We start from the raw sequence: 23,478 nt of genomic DNA on the forward strand, positions 1-23,478 counted from the left end.
CGATGCACTTCTATCGGAGGTAGCTATGCAGTTGACTGCGCCAAAAACAATCCGCATCGGTTGCGCCAGCGCCTTCTGGGGCGACACCTCGACCGCCGCCGCGCAGCTGGTAGAAGGTGGGCGTCTGGATTATCTGGTCTTCGATTATCTGGCCGAAATCACGATGTCGATCATGGCCGGCGCGCGGATGAAAGATCCCCAGGCCGGTTACGCCAGCGACTTCATCGAAGTCCTCAGCCCGCTGCTCGGTCAACTCGCCGAACAGAAAATCCGCGTCATCAGCAACGCCGGCGGAGTCAACCCGCAAGCTTGCGCCGCAACCCTGCAAGCGGCCTGCGACAAGATCGGGGTAACGCTGAAAATCGCCGTGCTGCTGGGCGATGACCTGCAGCCGCAGCTCAAACAGTTGGGCAGCATCGGTATCCATGAAATGTTCAGCGGCGCGCCCTTGCCGCCGATGTGCGTCTCGACCAACGCCTACCTCGGCGCACCGGGCATCGTCGAAGCCCTGCGTCTGGGCGCCGACATCGTCATCACCGGACGCGTGGTCGACAGCGCCGTGGTCAGCGCCGCGCTGGTGCATGAGTTCGGCTGGTCGTGGCACGACTACGACAAACTCGCCCAGGCCGCATTGGCCGGGCACATCATCGAATGCGGTGCCCAGTGCACCGGCGGCAACTTCACCGATTGGCGCGAGGTGCCCGACTACGAACACATCGGTTTCCCCATCGTCGAAGTCAGCGCCGACAGCCAGTTCATCGTCAGCAAACCCGAAGGCTCCGGCGGGTTGGTCACTCCGCTGACGGTCGGCGAGCAGATGCTGTATGAAATCGGCAACCCGCAGGCGTATCTGCTACCGGACGTGGTCTGCGATTTCACTGAAGTCAAACTCGTGCAACAAGGCAAAAACGCGGTTCGGGTGCACGGCGCAAAAGGCTTGCCGCCGACCGATCAGTACAAGGTCAGCGCGACGTACCCGGACGGTTTCCGCTGCACCGCCAGTTGCCTGATCGCCGGGATCGATGCGGTCGACAAGGCGCGTCGAGTCAGCGAAGCGATCATCAACAAGACGTCGGAAATTTTCAGCCAGCGCGGTTGGCCCCCCTACAGCGAAGTAAATATCGAATTGCTCGGCAGCGAGGCCACTTACGGCCCCCACGGTCAGCGTCACGACAGCCGCGAAGTGGTGATCAAACTCGCGGTGCGCCATCCGGGTAAACAGGCGTTGATTGTGTTCTCCCGGGAAATCGCCCAGGCCGCCACCGGCATGGCGCCGGGACTGACCGGGATTGTCGGTGGACGGCCGACGGTGTATCCGCTGATCCGGCTGTTCTCGTTCCTTATCGACAAAACCGCTTGCACGCTGGACATTGATCTCAAGGGCCAGCGCCACCCCTGCGCCCTGCCCGCGGTTGATGTGCTCGACACCGCCGACCTGCCCGTGGCGTGCGTCCCACCGAAACCCTCTGACCGGGCCGATGCCAGCGTGGCCCTGGTCAAACTCGCGGTGGCGCGCTCCGGTGACAAGGGCAACCACAGCAACATCGGCGTCATGGCCCGCAAGCCGGAGTACCTGCCGTGGATTGCCGAAGCCTTGACGCCGGAAGTGATCGTCGACTGGATGAGTCACGTCCTCGACCCGATCCACGGACGTGTCGAACGCTGGTACCTGCCGGGCACCCACAGCCTTAATTTTCTGCTGGAAAACGCCCTGGGAGGCGGTGGCGTGGCCAGCCTGCGGATCGATCCGCAAGGCAAAGCCTTCGCCCAGCAACTGCTGGAAATCCAGATACCGGTGCCTCAGCGCATCGCCGACCAGGTCAACTAGAGGACTGTCGCCATGGCTTACGATTCGATTTTCAAAGCCGATTTGTTTGCAGGCCAAAACATCATCGTCACCGGTGGCGGCAGTGGCATCGGCCGTTGCACCGCTCACGAACTGGCGGCCCTCGGCGCCCATGTGCTGCTGCTCGGGCGCAAGGCCGACAAGCTGAAGAACGTCGCGGCCGAGATTACCGAAGATGGCGGCAAGGCTGACTGGATGGTCTGCGATATTCGTGAGGAAGAAGCGGTCAAGCATGTGGTCAGCGAGTTGATCCGCAAACACGGACCGATTCACGGTCTGGTCAACAATGCCGGCGGGCAGTACCCGTCGCCGCTGGCGTCGATCAATCAAAAAGGCTTCGACACGGTGTTGCGCACCAACCTGATGGGCGGCTTCCTGATGGCCCGGGAAGTGTTCAACCAGTCCATGAGCACGCACGGCGGCGCCATCGTCAATATGCTCGCCGACATGTGGGGCGGCATGCCCGGCATGGGCCACTCGGGCGCGGCGCGTTCGGGCATGGACAACCTCACCAAGACCGCCGCGTTCGAATGGGGTTATGCCGGGGTGCGGGTCAATGCCGTGGCGCCGGGCTGGATCGCGTCCAGTGGCATGGACACCTACGAAGGCGCGTTCAAAGCGGTGATCCCGACGTTGCGTGAGCACGTCCCACTGAAACGCATCGGCACCGAATCGGAAGTCAGCGCGGCGATCGTTTTCCTGCTCAGCCCGGCTGCGGCGTTTGTCAGTGGCAGCACCTTGCGCATCGACGGCGCCGCCAGCCTCGGCGGGCGCGCCTGGCCGATACACAAGGCGCAGATCAGCGAGTCGTATAACGGCTTCCATCGCGCCTACTTGCCGGACGTCCTCAAGGATAAGGAATAAGCCATGCCGGTGATTCAGTCGCAAGTGGACCCGTTCTGCGAACAGTTCGCGCGCAATCGCGCGGCGATGCTGGTCGGCATCGAGCACGTTCGCCAGCTCGAACAGAACCTGTTGAACAAGGCGGCCGAAGCCAAGCCCAGGTTCGACAAGCGCGGCCAATTGTTGCCCCGCGAACGCCTCAATCTGCTGCTGGACCCCGGCGCCCCGTTCCTCGAACTGGCGAGCCTGGCCGGCTACAAACTGCATGACGACAAGGACGGCAGCTCCGCAGGCGGCGGCTTGATCGCCGGGATCGGCTACGTGTCCGGCGTGCGCGTGCTGGTGGTGGCGAACAACAGTGCGATCAAGGGCGGGACCATTTCCCCCAGCGGTTTGAAAAAATCCCTGCGCCTGCAACAGATCGCCATGGAGAACAAACTGCCGGTCATTACGCTGGCTGAAAGCGGTGGCGCCAACCTCAATTACGCGGCGGAGATTTTCGTCGAAGGCGCCCGCAGCTTTGCCAATCAGGCGCGGATGTCAGCCATGGGCCTGCCGCAAATCACCGTGGTCCATGGCTCGGCCACGGCGGGCGGCGCCTATCAGCCAGGGTTGTCGGATTACGTGGTGGTGGTGCGTGGCAAGGCCAAACTGTTTCTGGCCGGCCCGCCGCTGCTCAAGGCTGCCACCGGAGAAGTCGCCACCGATGAAGCACTGGGCGGCGCCGAGATGCATGCGCAAATCGCCGGCACGGCGGAATACCTGGCCGAGAATGACGCCGATGGCGTGCGCCAGGTGCGCGAGATTGTCAGCCTGTTGCCGTGGAATGATCAGCTGCCCTGGTTACCCGAACGTCGCGGGGAAGAGCCGCTCTACCCCATCGACGAGTTGCTCGGGCTGATTCCTGATGACCCCAAAAAGCCCTATGACGTACGCGAAATCATCGCGCGGATTGCCGACGGCTCGAACTTTCTCGAATTCAAGGGCGAGTTCGATCAGCAAACCGTCTGCGGCCATTTGCAGATTCAAGGCCGCGCCTGCGGGTTCATTGGCAACAATGGGCCGATCACGCCCAAGGGTGCGAGCAAGGCGGCGCAGTTCATTCAGCTCTGCGACCAAAGCCAGACGCCGCTGCTGTTTTTTCACAACACCACCGGGTTCATGGTTGGCACCGAGTCGGAGCAGCAAGGTGTGATCAAACACGGCGCGAAAATGATTCAAGCGGTGGCCAATGCCCGCGTGCCTAAACTGACCATCGTCGTCGGTGGCTCCTACGGCGCCGGCAACTACGCGATGTGCGGCCGCGGCCTCGACCCGCGCTTCATTTTTGCCTGGCCCAACAGCCGCACGGCGGTGATGGGCGGCGCCCAGGCCGGCAAAGTGCTGCGGATCGTCACCGAGGCCAAGCAGGCCAAGGACGGCTTGGTGCCCGACCCGAAAATGCTCGACATGCTGGAACAGGTCACCGCGCAGAAACTCGACAGCCAGTCCACCGCACTCTATGGCAGCGCCAGTTTGTGGGACGACGGGTTGATTGATCCTCGCGACACCCGGACCTTGCTCGGGTACTTGCTGGATATCTGTCATGAGGCTGAAGTGCGGCCGCTGCAATCCAACAGTTTTGGTGTAGCCCGTTTCTAAGGGCGCTCAGGAGAACAATAAGAATGATCTTCACCCAGGAACACGAAGCACTGCGCCGCACTGTCCGCCAATTCGTCGATCACGAGATCAATCCTCACGTCGAGGAATGGGAAAAGGCCGGACGCTTTCCGATCCACGAAATCTTCCGCAAGGCCGGCGACCTCGGCTTGCTGGGGATTTCCAAACCGGAAAAGTTTGGCGGCATGGGGCTCGATTACAGCTATTCGATCGTCGCGGCTGAAGAGTTCGGCACCATCCACTGCGGCGGCATTCCGATGTCCATTGGCGTGCAGACTGACATGTGCACCCCGGCGCTGGCGCGTTTCGGCTCCGATGAATTGCGCGAAGAATTCCTGCGGCCGGCGATCACTGGCGAGCAGGTCGGCTGCATCGGTGTTTCCGAAGTCGGCGCCGGTTCCGACGTGGCCGGTTTGAAAACCACCGCCCGCAAGGACGGCGACGACTACGTGATCAACGGCAGCAAGATGTGGATCACCAACTCGCCGAGCGCGGATTTCATCTGCCTGCTGGCCAATACCTCGGACGACAAACCGCACATCAACAAGTCGCTGATCATGGTGCCGATGAACACGCCGGGCATCAGCCTCAGCTCGCACCTGGACAAGCTCGGCATGCGCAGTTCGGAAACCGCCCAGGTATTTTTCGACAACGTGCGCGTGCCGCAACGCAACCGCATCGGCCATGAAGGCGCGGGGTTCATGATGCAGATGCTGCAGTTCCAGGAGGAACGGCTGTTCGGCGCGGCGAACATGATCAAGGGCCTGGAGTACTGCATCGACAGCACCATCGAGTACTGCAAGGAGCGCAAAACCTTCGGCAATGCGCTGATCGACAATCAGGTCATCCACTTCCGACTGGCCGAACTGCAAACCGAAATCGAATGCCTGCGGGCGTTGGTCTATCAGGCCACCGAGCAATACATCAAAGGCCAGGACGTCACGCGTCTGGCGTCGATGGCCAAACTCAAGGCCGGGCGTCTGGGCCGGGAAGTCAGCGACAGCTGCCTGCAATATTGGGGCGGCATGGGTTTCATGTGGGACAACCCGGTGGCCCGCGCTTACCGTGACGTGCGGCTGGTGTCGATCGGCGGCGGTGCCGACGAAATCATGCTGGGGATCATCTGCAAACTCATGGGCATCCTGCCGGGGAAAAAGAAATGAGCGCCCTGCCGGTTTGCCAGACCTTGTTGCTGGAATCGCACAACGGCGTTCTGCACATCACCCTCAATCGCCCCGAAAGCCGCAATGCCATGAGCCTGTTGATGGTCGCGGAACTGCGTGCCGTGCTGTTGGCCGTGCGCGATGACCGTGAGATTCGTGCCTTGGTGATCGGTGGTGCCGGCGGGCATTTTTGCGCCGGTGGCGACATCAAGGACATGGCCAACGCACGCGCTCAAGGCCCGAGCGCCTATCGCGACTTGAATCGTGCGTTTGGGGCGCTGCTGCAAGAGGTGCAACACGCACCGCAAGTGGTGATCACGGTGCTGCAAGGCGCGGTGCTCGGCGGTGGTTTTGGTCTGGCCTGCGTCAGCGACGTCGCCTTGGCCGATCACCAGGCGCAATTTGGTCTGCCGGAAACCAGCCTCGGTCTGCTTCCAGCGCAGATCGCGCCGTTCGTGGTGCAGCGCATCGGCCTGACTCAGACTCGCCGACTGGCGCTGACCGCGGCACGTTTCGATGGCACACACGCACGGCGTATGGGGTTGGTGCATTTTGTCGAGCATGACGCGCAAGCGCTGGCCGAGCGCCTCGATGAAATTCTGGCCCATGTGTTGTGCTGCGCGCCGGAGGCGAATGCGATGACCAAAAAGCTGTTGCTGGCGAGCGCCGGCCAGCCATCGAATGCGTTGCTGGATGAAGCGGCCGACTGGTTCAGCGAGGCGGTGACCGGGGCTGAAGGTATTGAGGGGACCATGGCCTTCGTGCAAAAGCGTAAACCGGGCTGGGCGCCTTAACAGCATCGTCGGAACGCCGCCCGGAGCGGGCTCGCTCCCACATTTGAAATGCATTCCCCTGTGGGAGCGAGCCTGCTCGCGATGAGGCCATCACTTTCACCGCACAACTTCAGAGAAGACCCCATGCCCGGACTCAGAAAAATCCTGATCGCCAACCGCGGTGAAATCGCCTGCCGCATCCAGCGCACCGCCCAGGCCCTGGGTTATCGCACAATCGCGGTGTTCAGCGATACCGACGCCGATGCCCTTCATGTGCAGATGGCCGACGAGGCCGTGAACATCGGCCCGGCCCCGGTGCAGCAGTCCTATCTGAATATCCCGGCCATTCTCGACGCCGCCCGGCGCACAGGCGCTGACGCGATCCATCCGGGCTACGGCTTCCTCTCGGAAAATGCCGGCTTCGCCCGCGCCTGCCAGGATGCCGGCATCACCTTCATCGGCCCCAGCCCCGAAGCGATTGCACTGATGGGCAGCAAACGCCTGTCGAAACTTGCCATGCTCGATGCCGGTGTGCCGTGCATCAAGGGTTATCAGGGCAAAGAACAGGACGACGCGACCCTGAGCCGCGAAGCCGCAAGCATCGGCTATCCGTTGATGATCAAGGCCAGTGCCGGTGGTAGCGGGCGTGGCATGCGCCTGGTGCACGAGGCCAGTGATTTGCTGGAGCAACTGCGCACCGCCCGCTCCGAAGCGCTGCACGGGTTTGGCAGCGACGAACTGATTCTCGAGCAAGCGCTGATCGACCCGCGTCACGTCGAAGTTCAACTGTTCGGCGACCAGCACGGCAACCTGATCTACCTTGGCGAGCGCGACTGCTCGATCCAGCGTCGCCATCAAAAAGTCATCGAAGAAGCACCCTGCCCGGTGATGACCGCCGAGTTGCGTCAGGCCATGGGCGAAGCGGCGCTCAAGGCGGGGCGCGCCGTGAATTACGTCGGCGCTGGCACCGTCGAGTTCCTGCTGGATGCGCGCGGGCAGTTTTACTTTCTGGAGATGAACACCCGACTTCAGGTGGAGCACCCGGTGACCGAATTGATCACTGGCCTCGATCTGGTTGCCTGGCAGTTGCACGTCGCCGAAGGACTGCCTCTGCCCTTGCGCCAGGAGCAAGTGTCGCTCAACGGCCATGCCATGGAAGTCCGTTTGTACGCCGAAGATCCGGCACACGGTTTTCTCCCACAAACCGGTCGTATCACCGGCTGGGAGCCTGCGTTGCAGCGCGGCGTACGGATCGATCATGGCTTGATCGAAGGCCAGTCAATCAGCCCGTTTTATGACCCGTTGCTGGGCAAGATCATCGCCCACGGCGCCACCCGCGAAGAAGCCCGGCGCCAGTTGCTGCGGGCGGTGCAGGACAGCGTGCTGCTCGGCGTGCAAAGCAATCAGCGCTTGCTCGCCAGCCTGCTCGAACACCCGCAGTTCATCAGTGGCGAGTTCAGCACCGGGTTCATCCAGACTCACTTCGCCGAGCATCCCTGCCTGTATGCGCATGTGCCGAGCGCCGAAGAACTGGCCATCGCTGCTGCGCTGTTCTATCAAGCCTCGGCGCAGGTTCATCACGCGCCACTGGCCGGTTGGCGCAACAACGCCAGCGTGCCGTTGCACTATCGAATTGGCCTTGAGGATCAGGATTGGTCAGTGGAATTGAACGCTGTGCCGGGTGAACCGTATCGGATTCAAGTGGCCACAACGCCGTTTGAATTGAAGGTCATCCAGTGCGACGGACGCTGGGCCAGCCTGGAAATCAACGGTATCCGGCGACGTCATGCTTACCGTCTTGAGGCCGGGCAACTCTGGCTGTTCACCCGTCCCGGCAGTGTGCGGCTGATGGACCGGACGCAGGCCTTGGTCAGCAGCCAGGCCAGCGTCAGCACCGGCACCCTCAAGGCGCCGATGGACGGGGCGATCGTCGACGTGCTGGTGACCGAGGGCAGCCCGGTCAGTAAAGGCCAGTTGCTGGTCGTGCTGGAGGCCATGAAAATGGAGCATCCGCTCAAGTCGGGCATCGACGGCGTGCTCAAGCGCTTGCAGGTCAGGGTCGGTGACCAGGTGAAAAATCGTCAGATTTTGTTGGAGGTCGAATAAGCCGCTAGGCGGATCCGCCGGGTTTGGCTACGCTCAAGCCCTATCAGGACGCGGATACCAGGAACCCTGCGATGCCTCACTGGCTGGTCATTGATCTCGAAGCCACCACCGATGAGGGTGGTTGGCCAGTAACGGAAATGGAAATCATCGAAATCGGCGCCACCCTGGTGGACCGAAAAGGTCGGGAACTGGATAGCTTTCAGCGCTTCGTACGCCCGACGCGTCGGCCCTTGTTGACGCCGTTTTGTCGGCAACTGACACACATCACTCAGGCCAACATCGATGACGCCGAGTCGCTGAGCGAGGTCTGGGCGTCGTTCGAGCACTGGCTCGGCCAACATCACTCGGGCCTCGAAGGTTGGGCCAGTTGGGGCGATTACGATCGCAAACAGTTGGTTCAGGAGTGGGAGCGCCTGCAACTCGACAGCGCGCTGAGTCGGGTGCCGCACATGAACCTCAAGCAGCGCTTTGCCAAGGCTCGCCGGCTGGAGCGCCCGCTGGGGCTCAACGGCGCGCTGCAACTGGCAGGCATGCAGTTCAACGGCCAACAGCATCGGGCGCTGGAAGATGCGCGCAATACCGCACGATTATTGCCACTGGTTCTTCCGTCTTAGAGAGGTGACGCCGGCATGGGCCTTGTGCATACTGGCCAGCCCTTTTTAGCCCTTTTCGAGGAATCGCCCATGTTTAAAGTCAACGAGTACTTCGACGGCACCGTCAAGTCGATCGCCTTTGGCACCGCTGAAGGTCCTGCGACCCTCGGCGTCATGGCACCGGGCGAATACGAATTCGGCACCAGCCAGCGTGAAATCATGCACGTGGTATCCGGCGCCCTGACCGTCAAACTGCCGGACAGCAGCGACTGGGAAACCTTCGCCGCCGGCAGTCAGTTCAACGTGCCCGCCAACAGCAAGTTCCAGCTGAAAGTGGCCGTCGACACCGCTTACCTGTGCGAATACCGCGGCTAAACCCCTGGGTTTCACAGCGACAAAAAAATGCCCGTGTCCTTGGACACGGGCATTTTTTATTCTGATTGTCTTATTCCAGGACCGTCACCGGCATGCCGACTTCAAGTTGACCATTGCTGTCATTGACCAGGTTCTGTCCGAACATCGCTCCGTCGGCCTCGGCACGGTATTTTTGCAACGTGGCCAATGGTTCGCGATCATCGCTGCGCTCGCCGGTTTGCGGGTCGATGGTGGTCAAAATGCAGCGTGAACACGACTTGACCACGCGGAACTCGACATCGCCGATGCGGATGCGCTTCCAGCCATCTTCGGCATACGCCTCGCTGCCCTCGATCACCAGATTCGGCCGAAAGCGCAGCATTTCCAGCGGGCGGCCGACTTTTTGCGACAAGTCCTCCAGGGAGGCCTGCCCGATCAGCAACAGCGGAAAACCATCGGCGAAGGCCACCTGATCATCGTCCTTGCCGTAGCCGGCCTGGGTGGTCCGTGCGCGATCAAGAGGGACTTGTACCAGGCGAGTCGGTTTACCAATGAATTCACTGACCCAGGCACCCGCCTCGTCACCGGCATCCGGCACGCGCAACGTATCACGCCAGATGGTCACGCCACGCAGTTCCGAGTCGCTGGCGGGCAAGGCGATATCGATCGGTGAGCGGCCCGGCGCACTGAGGGTCAAGCCCCCGTCGGCATTCCACAACGCCGACAGCTGACTCATCTGCGCCACCGCACGCTGGGTCAGAAAGCGCCCGCTGGCTTCGTCCACCAACATCCAGCGTCGATCACCGTCCAGGCCCAGCTTGTCGAGGCTGACCTGCTGCAGGATCTCGCCCTTGCCGGATTTCAACGGATAACGATACAGCGCGCTCAGACGCAACATGGCCAGCTCCCTGGTGGGCAAAAAAAACCACCCTATACGAGCTTGATCGCCGAATCAAAGGCTGACTTCAGGCCAGCCTCTTGCACCGTTATCAGGCAGGCACTTCATCGAGCATCAAGCGCTCGCGCACCACGTCGATGAGTTTGTCCGGCTGGAATTTGGAGAGGAAGTTGTCGCAGCCGACCTTCTTCACCATCGAGTCGTTGAAGCTGCCGGACAACGAGGTATGCAGAACCACGTAGAGGCCTCGCAGACGTGGGTCGTTGCGGATTTCCGTGGTCAGGCGATAGCCGTCCATTTCCGGCATTTCCGCGTCGGTGAAGACCATCAGTAGTTTGTCGGTCATGTTCACACCGGTATCGGCCCAGGCCTTGAGCATGTTCAGTGCCTTCAAGCCATCGCTGGCGATGTGCATCTTCACGCCCAACTGACCCAGGGTGTCACGCAATTGCGACAGGGCCACGTTCGAGTCGTCCACCAAAAGCACTTCACGGCCACGGGCACGTTCCAGAACCGGATCGTCGAGTTTGTCGCGCGAGACCTTGGCGTTGTACGGGACGATTTCCGCCAGGACTTTTTCGACGTCGATGATTTCCACCAACTGGTCGTCGACCTTGCTGATGGCCGTCAGGTAATGCTGACGACCGGCGCTGGCCGGCGGCGGCAGAATGGCTTCCCAGTTCATGTTGACGATTCGGTCCACACCACCGACCAGGAACGCCTGCACCGAACGGTTGTACTCGGTAACGATGATCGTACTGGTCGGGCTTGGCACCAGCGGACGCATGCCGATGGCCTGGGACAAGTCGATCACCGGCAGGGTCTGGCCACGCAGATTAACCACACCGCAGACAAACGGATGACGCTGGGGCATCAGGGTCAGCTTCGGCAGTTGCAGCACTTCCTGTACTTTGAAGACGTTGATCGCGAACAATTGACGTCCGGCCAGCCGGAACATGAGAATTTCCAGGCGATTCTCACCCACCAGTTGCGTGCGTTGGTCTACCGTGTCGAGAATGCCGGCCATCAATGACTCCTGGGCTTGTTCTGATGAATTCACTAAAGGGGGTTATCGGCTGTTTTCGCCGGACCTTGACCCCCGTGTAAAATGCCACGACCAAACATTGATGTCACACTGACATCATGCTTTACTGGCCAGGCGATTTCATCTGCCCCATTGCCTGCCGCGAGACCTCGTTTCGTTCGGTTGGTTCCCCCGTGTAAGGGATTCCCCTAGTAGCAATCAGGCCCAACCTGATATTCGCAATATCCAATAGCCATTAATGTGACGCCATTCTCATTGCATGAACGGAGTCAGGCTTTTGTGTGCGATCGCAGGTAAGTGGCCATCCACCCTATCGAGTTCCCCAGCCTGCAGCCAGACAGGCCGGCGCGCGATCTCACGACGGCATGGCAATGCGGGGACTCTGATCGTCCCCGTCGACACACACGACATTCCCGCATTTGACATGACGTTGTGGAGATAAACATGCCGAACGATCGTAAAGAATGGGCTCACCGGCTCCCTGAGTTTCTCGTCGAAGCTGAGACTCTCCTGGTTAAAACCGAGGAATGCCTGAGTCATTTGCAACTGATCAGCAATGACAAGGATGCCATCGACTGCATGCTGAGCACCCTGCTCAAACTGGCCAACAAGGCTGATGCCCTCGCTCTGGCAGCCGTTTCGGAGTTTTCGTTGCACATTCATGGTTTGCTGAGCCATGCCCAGAATCACATGGATTTACACGACCAGGCCCTGAGTGCGCTGAAAAACTGCCTGACGTTGATCGCCTGGCAACTCGAACTCATCGATCAGAAGACCGGCCAACTCAGCCTGGATGACAGCGAACAGACATCCCTGATCGAAGCCTTCGCCTTTCAGGTCGGACACAGTCAGTTTCAGCCCCCCGCTAATTCCAAACCGCTCACACTCGTTTCCTTTGCAGGTCGGCAAGCCTGAATTGTCGGCCCCCTATGCCATGCTGCGAATTTTTATTGCCACGATGGCCTCTCTAACTTGAGCGGGCTCATGTCGCAATTGAATATTCCATACCTGCTTACGACAACTCGAAACAAATAAACCATTCTTGCCACCCAACTTTTTCCAATATGGAATTGCTGTCCATAAATGCTTATTTCCTGACTCGGCAGACCTATATACCAAACGCGACCAACGGTATCTTAAGTGGTAGTATGCCGCCCATTAGTTGACGTCAATTAATGGCAGAGTGACTCCAGACAGAGACCCGTCATCCACGATGCCCGGTCTTCCCGCAGCGAACATCCATTGGCTCCATCCGCTATGTACGCCAGCCTCAAGTCAATCACCCTAAAGCCACCCTCCCGAAAAAACGCGCGTCTGGTCACGCTTGGGTTGTGTACCTGCTCGGCACTTGGCTACCTGCTGATTTATAACCTGTCCGCTCCCCTGCCGCTGAGTCTGCTGGTACTCAATATCGCGGCATTGACCTGCGTCTGGGTGCAGTATTGTCTTTCGCGCAAGTCGATAAAGTTTCAACCCCAGGAGTTGGCTGACCGGCTGTTGGAGGTTCAGGAAAACGAACGTCGCCGGCTCAGTCGGGAACTGCATGACGACATCGGCCAATTGCTGACCGCGGCAAAACTGCAAAGCGACTGGCTCAAACGCCGAATGCCCGAAGAGCTTCAGGGCCAGTGTTCGGTGCTCTGCGACACGCTGGAAGAAACCCTGGCCAAAGTGCGAGACGTATCGGCCATTCTCAATCCGAGGCAGCTGACCAGTCTCGGGCTGGAAGCCAGTCTGCGGGCGCATTTACTCAAGACGCTGGCCAACACGCCGGTGCACTGGAGCCTGGAATGCCATCAGCGTTTGGCCGGTATACCGGAGGAAATGACGCTGGCCGCCTTTCGAATCACCCAGGAAGCGGTGACCAATATATTGCGCCATGCCGAAGCGAAGAATCTGTTGGTCCGCCTGCAACGCCTGCCTCAGGGCCTGTCCCTGTTGATCAGCGACGATGGCCTGGGTTTCGCACCAGCGACGGACCCTGGTCGTGAAGGGCAACGCGGAATGGCGGGGATGTCGGAACGGATCAATCAGTTGGGCGGCACACTGAGCGTGACCAGCGAGCCGGGCAAAGGCACTCAAATCGAAGCACTCTTCCCGTGGGCCCCTCGTGCGCTCGAACGGGCCAGTACGAATAAGGTTATGCATTGACTTGTAACTTACTTCTGGTGGATGACCACTCGCTTATCAGGGCAGGCGTGCGCGCTCTGGTACTGGATATTCCCGGCTACGCGGTAATCGGTGAGGCCAATGACGGCTCGCAGTTGCTCGAGATGGTCGAACAGTTGTCCCCGGACATCGTCCTGCTGGATATTTCCATGAAGGAAACCAGTGGCCTTGACGCATTGCAGCGACTCAAGCGAGTACGCCCGCAGAGCAAGGTGCTGATCCTGTCGATGCACACAGATCCAGCACTCATCATGCAGGCACTGGAATCCGGTGCACATGGCTACCTGCTCAAGGACACCACGGCCACCGAGCTCGAACATGCCCTGGATGCCTTGCGTAACAACGAACGCTACCTGAGCCCGGCCATCGCCCACACCGTCATCAACCAGGCGCTGACCCGAACTCAGAAAAACCAACCGGAACCCGCCGACTCGCACAACCTGACAGCGCGTCAGCTGGAAATCCTTCGGCTGATCGTTCGCGGAAAATCCACCCGCGAAATTGCCAATGGCCTAGGCCTCAGCATCAAGACCGTTGAAACCCACCGCTCGCAGATCATGAAGCGCTTGCAGATCTACGATGTGGCGGGCCTGGTACTGTTCGCCGTGCGCGAGCAGATCATCAGCCTGGATGATTGATCAATTGCGATGACCCCAGCAGCGGCGAGTTTTCAGGTAAATGCACGCGCAGTGCCGCTGGACGTGTCGAGAAACGCAGGTTGTCACCTTCCAGAGGTTCGCCATCGAGGTTGATGTAGAGGCCTTCCGAGACCTTGATTTCGACCCATGGCAACCGGACTCGCACAAACATGTTGTCGATGCCGAAGCCATCCGCCAGCAGGGTTTTCAAGGTGCCGACGACTTCCTGCGGCGCAGGCAGAATACTGATGTCCAGCAGACCGTCGTCAGCCAGCGCTTCTGGACACAACACATGGCCACCGCCTGCCTGCCGGCCATTGCCGATGCCCAATGCCAACAGCTCGCCACTCCACTGGAAATCAGGCCCCTGCAACTCGCCATAGGCTGCGTGCAATTCACTGAAGCGTGATAAACCGGTGAACAGGTAAGCCGCGCCCCCGAGGACTTTCTTCAAGTCCTCCGAGGTGTTTGCCGTGACCTGGCTGCCAAAACCGCCCGTGGCCATATTCAGGAACACTTGCCCGCCGACCTCACCCAGATCAATGGCACTCGGCGCAACGTCGAGAAGTTGCAGCGCCTGCGCGGGCTCCAGAGGCACGCCGGCGGCTCGCGCAAAATCATTGGCGGTCCCCAAGGGCATCAGTACCAGACTGGCCTGCGTCGAATGCGCCGCCATGGCTTCGGCAATATCGCGCAAGGTACCGTCACCGCCACCGGCGATGATCTGCATGTAGCCTGCCGCCAGTGCTTCATCTACCAGACGCTGTGCGTCGCCCGCTTCCCAGGTCACTCGAACGGCCAGCTCCCAGCCTTGTTGGCGCTTGTCCGCAACGGCCGAACGAACCGCCTCGTTGAGCGCTTGCTTGCCATGCAGAATCAACAGCGCCTTGCGTTCGCTCATTAGTTGTCACTCCCATGATTGAGTTCCGTATGGGAGATGTTGACCTCATCTCGCCACATAAAAGTCGCAAGAATTTGAATTATTTGAAGTCGAGCCGTATGGCGTCCTACAAGGCGGGACTTTTTCTTACAAGATGTGAGGAATCGGCTCAATTGACCGCCCCATGCGATTGGTACACCTTGGCGCCTGCAGTTATCAAACATCAGCAGGAACTACACAGGGACGTGCCATGCAAAGCCAAGAGATCAGGTCACCGGTCATTCCGGCTGCACCGCTCGCAGAAAAACGCGCCAATCATCAAGCTGAACTCAAAAACAGTGCAAAGCCCATTGGAGAAGCTGCTATGGAATCTCGCGTCGTTGAATTGGAGACACACCTCAAATACATCCGACGAGACATGGATGAAGTCCGTAGTGACGTCAAATCCATAAAACACAGGCTTGCCTATTCGGCTATCGGAACAGCCGTGGTCATCGGGGTTCTGGCCTGGATTGCCAACAGCCGTTTCGACCAGCTCGTGACACTCCTGGCTCGTTAAGGGTTAGCCATGAACGCAAAACCCGGTTCGATCAACCGGGTTTGCGCGGCAAGCCTGCGGCAGGAATCAGCTCAGGACTTCGCTCAGCGGGATGAAGCTCACGCAATCACCTTCAACCAGCGTGCGATCCTCCAACACCTCGACCAGACCATCAGCCCAGGCAGCGCTACGCAGTACACCCGAACTCTGATTCCTGTAGATAATTGCCCGGCCATTCTCCAGACGTCCGCGCAAGTACTCGCGTCGATTGCCTGCTTTTGGCCATGCAAACCCTGCCGGCACCTGAAACTTCAGGGGCTCAACCTCTTTTACACCCTGTCGGCGCAAGAGATAGGGCCTTGCCAACAAAGCAAAAGTCACCAGTGTTGAAGCTGGATTACCAGGCAAACCAATCACAGGTACGCCGCGAAAATGCCCGAATGTCAGCGGTTTGCCGGGTTTGATGGCGAGTTTCCACAACGTCAACTCGCCCTCTTCACGCAAGGCAATGCCCAGAAAGTCAGCCTCTCCCACCGAGACGCCACCGGTGGAAAGGATCAGATCGACATCCTTCAACTCACCCAGTTGAGTGCGGGTGGTCGCTAAATCATCCGGAAGAATTCCGGCATCGATCACCTCACAGCCCAGGCGCTGCAACCAACTGCACAGCAACACTCGATTACTGTTGTAGATCTGTCCCGGCCCCAGAGCCTGACCCGGCTCAATCAGTTCATCCCCGGTAGACAGAACAGCAACGCGAACCTTGCGAATCACGTCCAGCTCTGCGCATCCCAGCGATGCAGCCAACCCCTGTTCGATCGGCCCGAGGCGCGTGCCGGCGGGTAGAATCAACTCACCGACAGTGGCTTCCTGGCCTTGAGGACGAATGTTTTGTCCCAGGGTCATGGTTTCGGTGAAACGTACTCGCTCATCCGCCTGAACCTCGGTGTTTTCCTGCATCTCGACGCAATCTGCACCGGCGGGCACTGGCGCACCGGTGAAGATTCGTGCACAGGTGCCAGGCTTCAGTGGCTCCGGAGCCTGACCGGCAAAAATCTTCTGGCTGACAACCAGTGGCTCTGCAGTCCAGTCGGACACGCGCAAGGCATAACCGTCCATGGCACTGTTGGGCCACGGTGGCAGATCAAGCGTCGAGACCAAGTCATCGGCCAGCACCCGGCCCTGAACTTGCGCCAATGGCAAGCGTTCACGCTCACGAATCGGTGAGGCTTCGGCCATTGCCAGCAAGCGTGCCAGTGCCACCTCGACAGCCATCAGACTGCCAGTCTTGCCTGGCTTACCCGCGGGATTCACAGGGTGCCGCCTGTTTGAGATGGGCCACGAAATTGCACGGGCGGTGCCGTGAATCCAGTTGCTCGGCAAGAATGCCATCCCAACCGGTGCGCACGGCATTGGTCGAACCTGGCAAGCAGCAGACCAGCGTGCCATTAGCCAGGCCGGCCAGGGCACGGGACTGAATAGTAGAGGTGCCAATATCCGCCACCGATATCTGCCTGAACAGCTCACCAAAACCGTCGACTTGTTTGTCCAGCAGGCAACTCACCGCTTCCGGAGTGCTGTCGCGTCCCGTGAAACCGGTGCCGCCAGTGATCAGCACCACTTGCACGACATCGTCGGCAATCCAGTTGGCGACTTGCGCGCGAATTTTGTAGAGATCATCTTTGAGCAGAACCCGGGCCGCCAGGTTATGGCCGGCAGCGCTCAAACCGTCGACGAAGACCTGGCCTGAGGTATCGGTTTCCAGGGTACGGGTATCGCTGACCGTCAGCACCGCGATGTTAAGCGGTGCGAAAGGTACATCAGCCTTGGCTTTCATAGGCTCATCCAGTTGTAGGAGAAACAGCCCGGTGTTATATCACAGCGCCTCATTTTTTCGCCGCCCCCATGGAGACCTGCCATGACCTCGAATACACATTTGCCAACCTGTTCCATTCTGCTCCTGGCAGGTGGTCGTGGCCAACGCATGGGCGGTCAGGACAAAGGGCTGCTGCAATGGCACGGCGAGCCTTTGATTGCCCACTTGCACCGCAAGACACGTTCACTGAGCGATGACCTGATCATCTCCTGCAATAGAAATCTGGAAAAGTACGCGCCCTACGCCGACCAACTGGTTCATGACGATGAAGTCGACTTTCCTGGCCCCCTGGCCGGTATTCGCGCAGGCCTGAAGGCCGCCCGCCATACACATCTGCTGGTACTGCCGTGTGACGTACCGCGCATCGACGCCGCGCTGCTCAATAGCATGCGCGACTCCGCCAGCCGCCACCCGGACCAACCGCTGATGCTGCGCCATGGCGAACACTGGGAACCTCTGCTGTGCATTATCCCCGTGGCACTCTCGGCCGATTTCGACAGTGCTTGGAACGACGGCGAACGCAGCCCGGGTCGCCTCATGCGCAAACTGGGCGCTACCGCCCTGCAATGCCCCGACAATGATCCACGCCTGGCCAACCTCAACACACCAGAACTGTTAAGTGCCCCCAACACTGTGTCAGACTGACAGGAGAAGGAACTTGCGCGCGCTGTACACGTCTCAAGCTCAGTAACCAAAAGAATTCATATTCGGAGACACACTCATGACTCAACGGACCCTCGCCACTTTCATGCTCGCACTGGGCCTCGCTACCCTCGCCGGTTGCGCATCGCCTACAGTGATTACCTTGAATGACGGTCGAGAAATCCAGGCTGTCGACGCGCCACAGTTCGATAAGGATTCGGGTTTCTACGAATTCGAACAACTGGATGGCAAGCAGACCCGCATCAACAAGGATCAGGTTCGTACCGTCAAAGAGCTGTAATTTTTGCGGTGACAACTGGATATGAAAAAGCCCGCTTTATGCGGGCTTTTTCGTGGCTGAAGATCAGCAGATTCGCTGAACCTCGTGATCACCACTGCAGGGTGATGGTGCTTTCGAATGCTCTTTCCTGGCCGGTGACCGGGTCCACAAACCGTAGCCCCTGAGCGAGCAGTTTCAAAGGATTGGCATAGTCATCCTCAACATCCTTGAGTACGTGCGGATAAAACGGGTCGTTGCAGATGCTGGCGCCCAAGGCTGTCATGTGCACCCGTAACTGATGCTTCTTGCCCGTTACCGGGTAAAGCGCATAACGCCAGAGGTCACCGTTCTTCTCCCTGACGTCGACAGCCGTTTCGGTATTGCTGACACCCGGACCTTCCTGCATGCGGAAGAAAGGCTCGCCATCGATGAGTCGGCTCTTATGGACCAATGGAAAAGAGAGTTCAGGCAACGCTCGGGCAATTGCCTCGTAGCGCTTTTCGATCTGCCGTGTAGGAAACAACGACTGATAGGCAGAACGGCTCTGAGGGTTGGCGGAAAACAGCACCAGCCCCGCTGTGTGTCGGTCAATGCGATGCAAAGGCACCAGATGCGGGTTGTCGAGTCGACGGATCAGCCGTCGCAACAGGGTCTGCTCCACGTATTCACCCGCGGGAGTCACTGGCAGAAAATGCGGCTTGTCCGCCACGACCAGATGCTCATCCGCGTACAGAATAGACTCAACCACCGGGATCGGCTTTTCGTCCGGCACCTCACGGAAATAATGAATCCGCAGGCCTTCCTTGTAAGGCAAGTCCAGGGCGATCGGCATGCCATGCCCATCAAGCACACGACCGCGGGCGATTCTGTCCAGCCATTGTTCACGACCAATGGCACTGAAGTGTTCGCACAGACAATCGAGTACGGTCTGCCACGGACCAGGCGGCAAGTAGAGCGTGCTGGCCTGGTTGTGTGCAGCAGAAAAAGATGAAGTGGACATACGGAAGTTCTAACCCTCAATACAGGGCGGCATTATCCAACAGCGGCCGGAACGAACCTAGAAGAGAATCCTCAAGCCGGTATCTGCGTACGCGCTGCCGCTTCGGTGAACTCCTTGAGCCAGCGCAGCACATCGACTGCCTCCCAGCGACCAGGGTCATAAAGCGCGTACAACAAGCCCTGATAACCCACGACATCCAGCTGCCGGTGATAACCCGCGCGCTGGAACAAGGCTTCGATTTCGGCGAAACAGGTATTGAAATGCAGTTTATTGAAGGGAGTTTTTCCTTCCGTCACCAGGCCATCCAGACGCAATTCGAGGACAGCCTCGCGCACCACGTCCGCCGACATCCGGTTCACGCTGTTCTTCAATTGTTCGACATTGACCACGATTCACCCCTCTCACGCCCGGACCGCCTGCCCAAACCCGAAAACCAGGGTACAGGGCAGGCATCACGAATAACTGTATGTGCATACAGTATCCGATCAGTGCCGGTAATGCCAAGGGGATCCATCGCAAAGTTCGACAGGCGGAACATCGCCACCGCAACAACCGCTTAACGCAGGAACGCCACTACCTGATCGGCACTGAAAGGCCAACCCAGCTCAGCGCCAGTATCGACCCGTCGTAATACCGGAATACGCAGACTGTAGGCTTCGAACCATGTTTCGTCGTCCGCGATATCCACCAGTTCCACCAGCAGACCGCGCTCGACAAATTCCATCAGCATGGCTTCTGCCACTTCACAGAGATGACATCCAAGGGTGCCGAACAGCTGACATTCAGGAAGCATGAGCGCTCAACCGAAAAAATTAAGTCATCATTCTAGGCCTGCCCCGAAAAGCCGTCGAGCCATTGAATGCTCTACCCTTGGGCCATAACGGCAACGGATCGCGGCAATACGCTGACGCACATCAGTCGTCTTCAATAGCCATTGCGCGATGCTCACGGATTATTTGCCTCTACGCTTGAATTGCCAGCGTCCATCACCGGAGTTTTTTGTGTTCGCTAACCTGTTGATCATCCTCGCCTCCTCTCTGGTGGTGATTGCACTGTTCCAGCGCCTGCGATTACCACCGGTGCTGGGCTACCTGTGCGTGGGGCTGATCGTCGGGCCGACCGCATTCAACTGGGTGAATGAAAGCGAAGAGTTGCCGGACCTTGCCGAGCTGGGCGTGGTGTTTCTGCTGTTCTCCCTTGGTCTGGAGTTTTCCCTGTCGAAAATGCTCGTGTTGCGCCGAGTGGTGTTCGGGCTTGGCAGTCTGCAGGTGCTGTGTTCCGGGATGCTGCTAGGGGGGTTGCTGATGCTGCTCGGCATGCCGATCACGCCTGCGCTGTTACTCGGCGCCGGCCTGTCGCTGTCTTCCACGGCCATTGTCAGTAAAGAGCTGAGCAGTCTCGGCGAGATTTTCAGCAGTCACGGCCAAAATGCCATTGCCGTGTTGCTGTTCCAGGACGTCGTGGCTGTGCTGCTACTGACCCTGGTGCCGGTGTTCGCTGGCAGCAGCGATCAAGCCTGGTATTGGGCGCTGCCACTGACGCTGGGTAAAACCGTGGTGCTGTTCGTCGGCCTGTTGCTGACCAGTCGCTGGTTACTGCCGCGGCTGTTCCATGAAGTGGCGGCTGCCCGTTCCCCGGAACTGTTCGTGCTACTGGCGCTGGTCATTGTTTTGCTGACGGCGTGGCTGACGCACCTGCTCGGTCTCTCCCCTGCCCTGGGTGCGTTTCTCGCCGGAATGCTGCTGGGGGAAAGCCACTACCGGCATCAGATCGAGGCCGACATCCGCCCGTTCCGCGACATCCTGCTCGGGTTGTTCTTCGTCAGTATCGGCATGCTGATCGACTTGCAGCTGTTCGCCAGCCACGGCCTGCTGATTCTCGGCCTGACCCTGGGGTTGTTGCTGCTCAAGGGCAGCGTCGTTGCGCTGCTGGTCAAATGGCGTGGCAGCGATGGTGAAACCGCCTGGCGCAGCGGCCTGGCATTGGCCCAGGGCGGCGAGTTCTGCTTTGCGCTGATGGCACAGATGCAGCTGAACAAACTGATGCCCGCGGATTTTGGCGGCCTGCTGCTGGCGGCGACCTTCTGTTCGATGCTCGTCACGCCGTTGTTGCTGCGTGCCGCACCCCGCATCGCCACACGCCTACATCGCAAACCCAACGAAGAAGCGAAACTTGAAGAAATCAGCGCGCTCAATGCCGGGTTACACAACCATGTCGTTATATGTGGCTACGGTCGTGTAGGTCAGTCTATCGGACGCGCGCTACTCAACGCGCAGCAAACCTACATCGCACTGGATAATGATCCGGTGCGTGTCCACGAAGCCGCCGTGGGTGAAACCTGTGTGCATTATGGCGACTCACGCCGCGGTGAACTGCTGGTCGCGATAGGGCTGGATCGCGCCAGACTGCTGGTGATCGCCGTGGATCAGAGCGACATCGCGTTGCTGATCCTCAAGGAAGCGCGGCGACTCAACGCGACCGTGCCGATTCTGGTGCGCACGCGCGACGACAGCCAGCTGGCCGAGTTGAAGGCAGCCGGCGCCAGCGAAGTCGTGCCCGAACTGCTGGAGTCAAGCCTGATGCTCGCCTCCCATGCGCTGATCATGCTGGGATTACCCGCGTACCAGGTACAAGAGCGGGCCGACCAGATTCGGCACGACCGTTATCGTCTGCTGCACGGTTTCTATCCAGGCGCTGACGACGAAGAGACCTAGTCCTGACTGACCGAGCCGATCTTGTGCACCGACAAGTCCGCGCCGTAATACTCTTCTTCCTGACTCAGGCGCAGACCATGGAACGCCTTGATCGCGCCATACACGGCAAAGCCACCGGCCAGCGCCACGACCACCCCCAGCGTGGTGCCGATCAACTGGCTGATCAGGCTCACGCCGCCCAGCCCACCCAAGGCGCTCTGGCCGAAGATGCCGCAGGCGATCCCGCCCCAGACGCCACACAAACCATGCAACGGCCAAACCCCCAGCACATCGTCGATGCGCCATTTGACTTGAGCTGCGGTGAAGCACCAGACAAACAGTGCGCCAGCAATAACGCCCGTGATCAGCGCGCCCACCGGGTGCATCAGATCGGAACCGGCACAGATCGCCACCAGTCCGGCCAGCGGGCCGTTATGCAAAAAGCCCGGGTCGTTGCGCCCGACGATCAGCGCCGCCACGGTACCGCCAACCATGGCCATCAGCGAGTTCACCGCCACCAGTCCGCTGACACCTTGCAGGGTTTGCGCGCTCATCACGTTGAAACCGAACCAGCCAACGATCAGGATCCACGACCCCAGCGCCAAAAAGGGAATGCTCGAAGGCGCGAACGCCACCAGTCGCCCTTCGCGATAACGACCATTGCGCGGCCCGAGCAACAACACCGCCGCCAGAGCCAGCCAACCACCCATGGCGTGGACCACCACCGAGCCGGCGAAATCATGGAAGCTGGCGCCAAAGCGCTCCAGCAACCAGGCTTGCAGGCCAAAGTTGCCGTTCCAGATCATGCCCTCGAAGAACGGATAGATGAACGCCACGATCAGTGCCGTCGCGCACAACTGCGGGACAAACCGGGCACGCTCGGCGATGCCGCCGGAAATGATCGCGGGTATCGCCGCAGCAAACGTCAGCAGGAAGAAAAACTTCACCAGCCCATAGCCATGATCCGCATTGATCACAGCCGCCGGTTGCATGAAGGTCACCCCATAGGAAATCCAATAGCCTATAAAGAAGTAGGCCAGGGTCGAAATGGCGAAATCGCTGAGGATTTTCGACAAGGCATTGACCTGGTTCTTTTGTCGAACCGTGCCAACTTCAAGAAAGGCGAAGCCGGCGTGCATCGCCAGCACCATGACCGCGCCGATCAGAATGAACAACGTATTGGAGCTATGGACCAGACTGTCCACAGCGCTTTGCAGATTTTCCATGGGGTTGGCAGACCTGAAGGCTAAAAAAGCACCAAAGCAGTTCGCGCAGACAATTCATGCACCAAGTTGCGACTTGCCAGGATCAGCAGATTGATCCCAATGAGCCACTTTGGCGCACAAGGTTGGAACCTTTGCGCGAGTTTTCATTATTTGAGATAAGGTTTTGCTCGAATCCTGCCCAGCAACAGCGCAACAACGCAGGCAGACGCACCACGACGTAGCAAAAGTTGTACCAGTCATTTGTACTGAACCTTCG

General features: G+C 59.4%; 24 protein-coding genes. 15 read left to right on the forward strand and 9 right to left on the reverse strand.

What is annotated here, in order from left to right:
• Positions 1 to 25 precede the first annotated feature (25 nt).
• The 8 genes from ACMXYJ_RS25060 (at position 26) to ACMXYJ_RS25095 (ending at position 9,358) form a co-directional block, all read left to right on the forward strand.
• Entirely contained in the window at positions 26 to 1,828 is a 1,803-nt protein-coding gene (locus tag ACMXYJ_RS25060) for an acyclic terpene utilization AtuA family protein (protein WP_415757359.1), read from the forward strand.
• Between the two features lie 12 nt (positions 1,829 to 1,840).
• A complete protein-coding gene (locus tag ACMXYJ_RS25065; RefSeq protein WP_415757360.1) occupies positions 1,841 to 2,710 on the forward strand; it encodes an SDR family oxidoreductase in 870 nt (289 codons plus the stop codon).
• Positions 2,711 to 2,713: 3 nt separating this feature from the next.
• Positions 2,714 to 4,330: a geranyl-CoA carboxylase subunit beta gene (atuC, locus tag ACMXYJ_RS25070; protein WP_415757361.1), complete on the forward strand. Its 1,617-nt coding sequence runs from the start codon at positions 2,714 to 2,716 to the stop codon at positions 4,328 to 4,330.
• Positions 4,331 to 4,353: 23 nt separating this feature from the next.
• Positions 4,354 to 5,511 carry a citronellyl-CoA dehydrogenase gene (atuD, locus tag ACMXYJ_RS25075; protein WP_415757362.1) on the forward strand — a complete coding sequence of 386 codons (1,158 nt, stop codon included), beginning with the start codon at positions 4,354 to 4,356 and terminating at the stop codon, positions 5,509 to 5,511.
• The gene (locus ACMXYJ_RS25080; RefSeq protein WP_415757363.1) at positions 5,508 to 6,305 is read left to right on the forward strand and encodes an enoyl-CoA hydratase/isomerase family protein; all 798 of its coding nucleotides are present in this window, start codon (positions 5,508 to 5,510) and stop codon (positions 6,303 to 6,305) included. The genes atuD and ACMXYJ_RS25080 overlap by 4 nt, the downstream gene beginning before the upstream one ends.
• A 123-nt stretch (positions 6,306 to 6,428) precedes the next feature.
• Positions 6,429 to 8,390 carry an acetyl/propionyl/methylcrotonyl-CoA carboxylase subunit alpha gene (locus ACMXYJ_RS25085; protein WP_415757364.1) on the forward strand — a complete coding sequence of 654 codons (1,962 nt, stop codon included), beginning with the start codon at positions 6,429 to 6,431 and terminating at the stop codon, positions 8,388 to 8,390.
• Between the two features lie 71 nt (positions 8,391 to 8,461).
• Positions 8,462 to 9,004 carry an exonuclease domain-containing protein gene (locus ACMXYJ_RS25090; protein ID WP_415757365.1) on the forward strand — a complete coding sequence of 181 codons (543 nt, stop codon included), beginning with the start codon at positions 8,462 to 8,464 and terminating at the stop codon, positions 9,002 to 9,004.
• 69 nt (positions 9,005 to 9,073) lie between these two features.
• Positions 9,074 to 9,358, forward strand: a complete 285-nt coding sequence (locus ACMXYJ_RS25095) for a pyrimidine/purine nucleoside phosphorylase (RefSeq protein WP_046049191.1) — start codon at positions 9,074 to 9,076, stop codon at positions 9,356 to 9,358.
• A 70-nt stretch (positions 9,359 to 9,428) separates the two neighbouring features.
• Here ACMXYJ_RS25095 and ACMXYJ_RS25100 read toward each other — a convergent pair whose 3' ends face one another.
• Both ACMXYJ_RS25100 and ACMXYJ_RS25105 read right to left on the reverse strand, forming a co-directional pair.
• Positions 9,429 to 10,235, reverse strand: coding sequence for an MOSC domain-containing protein (locus ACMXYJ_RS25100; protein ID WP_415757366.1), 807 nt, complete (start codon positions 10,233 to 10,235; stop codon positions 9,429 to 9,431).
• A 91-nt stretch (positions 10,236 to 10,326) separates the two neighbouring features.
• Positions 10,327 to 11,262 (reverse strand): chemotaxis protein CheV, encoded by a 936-nt coding sequence (locus ACMXYJ_RS25105; RefSeq protein ID WP_415757367.1) that lies wholly within the window; start codon positions 11,260 to 11,262, stop codon positions 10,327 to 10,329.
• A 462-nt stretch (positions 11,263 to 11,724) separates the two neighbouring features.
• Between ACMXYJ_RS25105 and ACMXYJ_RS25110 the strand changes: the two genes are divergently transcribed.
• The 3 genes from ACMXYJ_RS25110 (at position 11,725) to ACMXYJ_RS25120 (ending at position 14,087) form a co-directional block, all read left to right on the forward strand.
• Positions 11,725 to 12,195: a hypothetical protein gene (locus tag ACMXYJ_RS25110; RefSeq protein ID WP_415757368.1), complete on the forward strand. Its 471-nt coding sequence runs from the start codon at positions 11,725 to 11,727 to the stop codon at positions 12,193 to 12,195.
• A gap of 342 nt (positions 12,196 to 12,537) precedes the next feature.
• Positions 12,538 to 13,431: a sensor histidine kinase gene (locus tag ACMXYJ_RS25115; RefSeq protein ID WP_415760803.1), complete on the forward strand. Its 894-nt coding sequence runs from the start codon at positions 12,538 to 12,540 to the stop codon at positions 13,429 to 13,431.
• Positions 13,428 to 14,087 carry a response regulator gene (locus ACMXYJ_RS25120; RefSeq protein WP_033059158.1) on the forward strand — a complete coding sequence of 220 codons (660 nt, stop codon included), beginning with the start codon at positions 13,428 to 13,430 and terminating at the stop codon, positions 14,085 to 14,087. The genes ACMXYJ_RS25115 and ACMXYJ_RS25120 overlap by 4 nt, the downstream gene beginning before the upstream one ends.
• Here the strand turns inward: ACMXYJ_RS25120 and yegS are convergent.
• Positions 14,071 to 14,988 carry a lipid kinase YegS gene (gene yegS / locus ACMXYJ_RS25125; RefSeq protein ID WP_415757369.1) on the reverse strand — a complete coding sequence of 306 codons (918 nt, stop codon included), beginning with the start codon at positions 14,986 to 14,988 and terminating at the stop codon, positions 14,071 to 14,073. The genes ACMXYJ_RS25120 and yegS overlap by 17 nt on opposite strands.
• A 229-nt stretch (positions 14,989 to 15,217) precedes the next feature.
• On the opposite strand from yegS, the gene ACMXYJ_RS25130 reads away from it, so the two are divergent.
• Positions 15,218 to 15,526 carry a hypothetical protein gene (locus ACMXYJ_RS25130; RefSeq protein WP_415757370.1) on the forward strand — a complete coding sequence of 103 codons (309 nt, stop codon included), beginning with the start codon at positions 15,218 to 15,220 and terminating at the stop codon, positions 15,524 to 15,526.
• A gap of 66 nt (positions 15,527 to 15,592) precedes the next feature.
• Here the strand turns inward: ACMXYJ_RS25130 and ACMXYJ_RS25135 are convergent, their stop codons facing one another.
• The gene (locus ACMXYJ_RS25135; RefSeq protein WP_415757371.1) at positions 15,593 to 16,819 is read right to left on the reverse strand and encodes a molybdopterin molybdotransferase MoeA; all 1,227 of its coding nucleotides are present in this window, start codon (positions 16,817 to 16,819) and stop codon (positions 15,593 to 15,595) included.
• On the reverse strand, positions 16,803 to 17,342 hold the full coding sequence (gene moaB / locus ACMXYJ_RS25140) for a molybdenum cofactor biosynthesis protein B (RefSeq protein WP_415757372.1): 540 nt from the start codon (positions 17,340 to 17,342) through the stop codon (positions 16,803 to 16,805). Before moaB ends, ACMXYJ_RS25135 begins: the two co-directional genes overlap by 17 nt.
• 81 nt (positions 17,343 to 17,423) lie before the next feature.
• Here moaB and mobA point away from each other — a divergent pair, with 81 nt between their 5' ends.
• Both mobA and ACMXYJ_RS25150 read left to right on the forward strand, forming a co-directional pair.
• Positions 17,424 to 18,026: a molybdenum cofactor guanylyltransferase MobA gene (gene mobA, locus ACMXYJ_RS25145; RefSeq protein WP_415757373.1), complete on the forward strand. Its 603-nt coding sequence runs from the start codon at positions 17,424 to 17,426 to the stop codon at positions 18,024 to 18,026.
• Between the two features lie 76 nt (positions 18,027 to 18,102).
• A complete protein-coding gene (locus tag ACMXYJ_RS25150) occupies positions 18,103 to 18,324 on the forward strand; it encodes a YgdI/YgdR family lipoprotein (RefSeq protein WP_282380102.1) in 222 nt (73 codons plus the stop codon).
• 88 nt (positions 18,325 to 18,412) lie between these two features.
• Here the strand turns inward: ACMXYJ_RS25150 and ACMXYJ_RS25155 are convergent, their stop codons facing one another.
• The 3 genes from ACMXYJ_RS25155 to ACMXYJ_RS25165 form a co-directional block, all read right to left on the reverse strand.
• Entirely contained in the window at positions 18,413 to 19,303 is an 891-nt protein-coding gene (locus ACMXYJ_RS25155; RefSeq protein ID WP_415757374.1) for a pseudouridine synthase, read from the reverse strand.
• A gap of 71 nt (positions 19,304 to 19,374) precedes the next feature.
• On the reverse strand, positions 19,375 to 19,692 hold the full coding sequence (locus ACMXYJ_RS25160) for a hypothetical protein (RefSeq protein WP_008145883.1): 318 nt from the start codon (positions 19,690 to 19,692) through the stop codon (positions 19,375 to 19,377).
• A 167-nt stretch (positions 19,693 to 19,859) separates the two neighbouring features.
• Complete coding sequence (locus tag ACMXYJ_RS25165; RefSeq protein WP_111452360.1) at positions 19,860 to 20,096, reverse strand: glutaredoxin family protein; 237 nt, start codon at positions 20,094 to 20,096, stop codon at positions 19,860 to 19,862.
• Positions 20,097 to 20,304: 208 nt separating this feature from the next.
• Between ACMXYJ_RS25165 and ACMXYJ_RS25170 the strand changes: the two genes are divergently transcribed.
• Positions 20,305 to 22,017, forward strand: coding sequence for a cation:proton antiporter (locus ACMXYJ_RS25170; RefSeq protein ID WP_415757375.1), 1,713 nt, complete (start codon positions 20,305 to 20,307; stop codon positions 22,015 to 22,017).
• Here ACMXYJ_RS25170 and ACMXYJ_RS25175 read toward each other — a convergent pair.
• Positions 22,014 to 23,222 (reverse strand): ammonium transporter, encoded by a 1,209-nt coding sequence (locus ACMXYJ_RS25175; RefSeq protein ID WP_415757376.1) that lies wholly within the window; start codon positions 23,220 to 23,222, stop codon positions 22,014 to 22,016. The two genes, ACMXYJ_RS25170 and ACMXYJ_RS25175, sit on opposite strands and share 4 nt — an antisense overlap.
• Positions 23,223 to 23,478 lie beyond the last annotated feature (256 nt).

It is taken from the genome of Pseudomonas arabinosi (assembly GCF_047758675.1).
Classification (GTDB): domain Bacteria; phylum Pseudomonadota; class Gammaproteobacteria; order Pseudomonadales; family Pseudomonadaceae; genus Aquipseudomonas; species Aquipseudomonas arabinosi.

Excerpts from the sequence above, each read along its gene's own strand:
- atuC (WP_415757361.1), top strand. The coding sequence starts at position 2,714 with ATGCCGGTGATTCAGTCGCAAGTGGACCCGTTCTGCGAACAGTTCGCG.
- ACMXYJ_RS25090 (WP_415757365.1), top strand. The coding sequence starts at position 8,462 with ATGCCTCACTGGCTGGTCATTGATCTCGAAGCCACCACCGATGAGGGT.
- ACMXYJ_RS25175 (WP_415757376.1), bottom strand. The coding sequence starts at position 23,222 with ATGGAAAATCTGCAAAGCGCTGTGGACAGTCTGGTCCATAGCTCCAAT.
- ACMXYJ_RS25095 (WP_046049191.1), top strand. The coding sequence starts at position 9,074 with ATGTTTAAAGTCAACGAGTACTTCGACGGCACCGTCAAGTCGATCGCC.
- ACMXYJ_RS25065 (WP_415757360.1), top strand. The coding sequence starts at position 1,841 with ATGGCTTACGATTCGATTTTCAAAGCCGATTTGTTTGCAGGCCAAAAC.
- ACMXYJ_RS25165 (WP_111452360.1), bottom strand. The coding sequence starts at position 20,096 with ATGCTTCCTGAATGTCAGCTGTTCGGCACCCTTGGATGTCATCTCTGT.
- atuD (WP_415757362.1), top strand. The coding sequence starts at position 4,354 with ATGATCTTCACCCAGGAACACGAAGCACTGCGCCGCACTGTCCGCCAA.
- yegS (WP_415757369.1), bottom strand. The coding sequence starts at position 14,988 with ATGAGCGAACGCAAGGCGCTGTTGATTCTGCATGGCAAGCAAGCGCTC.
- ACMXYJ_RS25100 (WP_415757366.1), bottom strand. The coding sequence starts at position 10,235 with ATGTTGCGTCTGAGCGCGCTGTATCGTTATCCGTTGAAATCCGGCAAG.
- ACMXYJ_RS25150 (WP_282380102.1), top strand. The coding sequence starts at position 18,103 with ATGACTCAACGGACCCTCGCCACTTTCATGCTCGCACTGGGCCTCGCT.
- ACMXYJ_RS25080 (WP_415757363.1), top strand. The coding sequence starts at position 5,508 with ATGAGCGCCCTGCCGGTTTGCCAGACCTTGTTGCTGGAATCGCACAAC.
- ACMXYJ_RS25085 (WP_415757364.1), top strand. The coding sequence starts at position 6,429 with ATGCCCGGACTCAGAAAAATCCTGATCGCCAACCGCGGTGAAATCGCC.
- ACMXYJ_RS25115 (WP_415760803.1), top strand. The coding sequence starts at position 12,538 with ATGTACGCCAGCCTCAAGTCAATCACCCTAAAGCCACCCTCCCGAAAA.
- ACMXYJ_RS25105 (WP_415757367.1), bottom strand. The coding sequence starts at position 11,262 with ATGGCCGGCATTCTCGACACGGTAGACCAACGCACGCAACTGGTGGGT.
- moaB (WP_415757372.1), bottom strand. The coding sequence starts at position 17,342 with ATGAAAGCCAAGGCTGATGTACCTTTCGCACCGCTTAACATCGCGGTG.
- ACMXYJ_RS25060 (WP_415757359.1), top strand. The coding sequence starts at position 26 with ATGCAGTTGACTGCGCCAAAAACAATCCGCATCGGTTGCGCCAGCGCC.
- ACMXYJ_RS25130 (WP_415757370.1), top strand. The coding sequence starts at position 15,218 with ATGCAAAGCCAAGAGATCAGGTCACCGGTCATTCCGGCTGCACCGCTC.
- ACMXYJ_RS25110 (WP_415757368.1), top strand. The coding sequence starts at position 11,725 with ATGCCGAACGATCGTAAAGAATGGGCTCACCGGCTCCCTGAGTTTCTC.
- ACMXYJ_RS25155 (WP_415757374.1), bottom strand. The coding sequence starts at position 19,303 with ATGTCCACTTCATCTTTTTCTGCTGCACACAACCAGGCCAGCACGCTC.
- mobA (WP_415757373.1), top strand. The coding sequence starts at position 17,424 with ATGACCTCGAATACACATTTGCCAACCTGTTCCATTCTGCTCCTGGCA.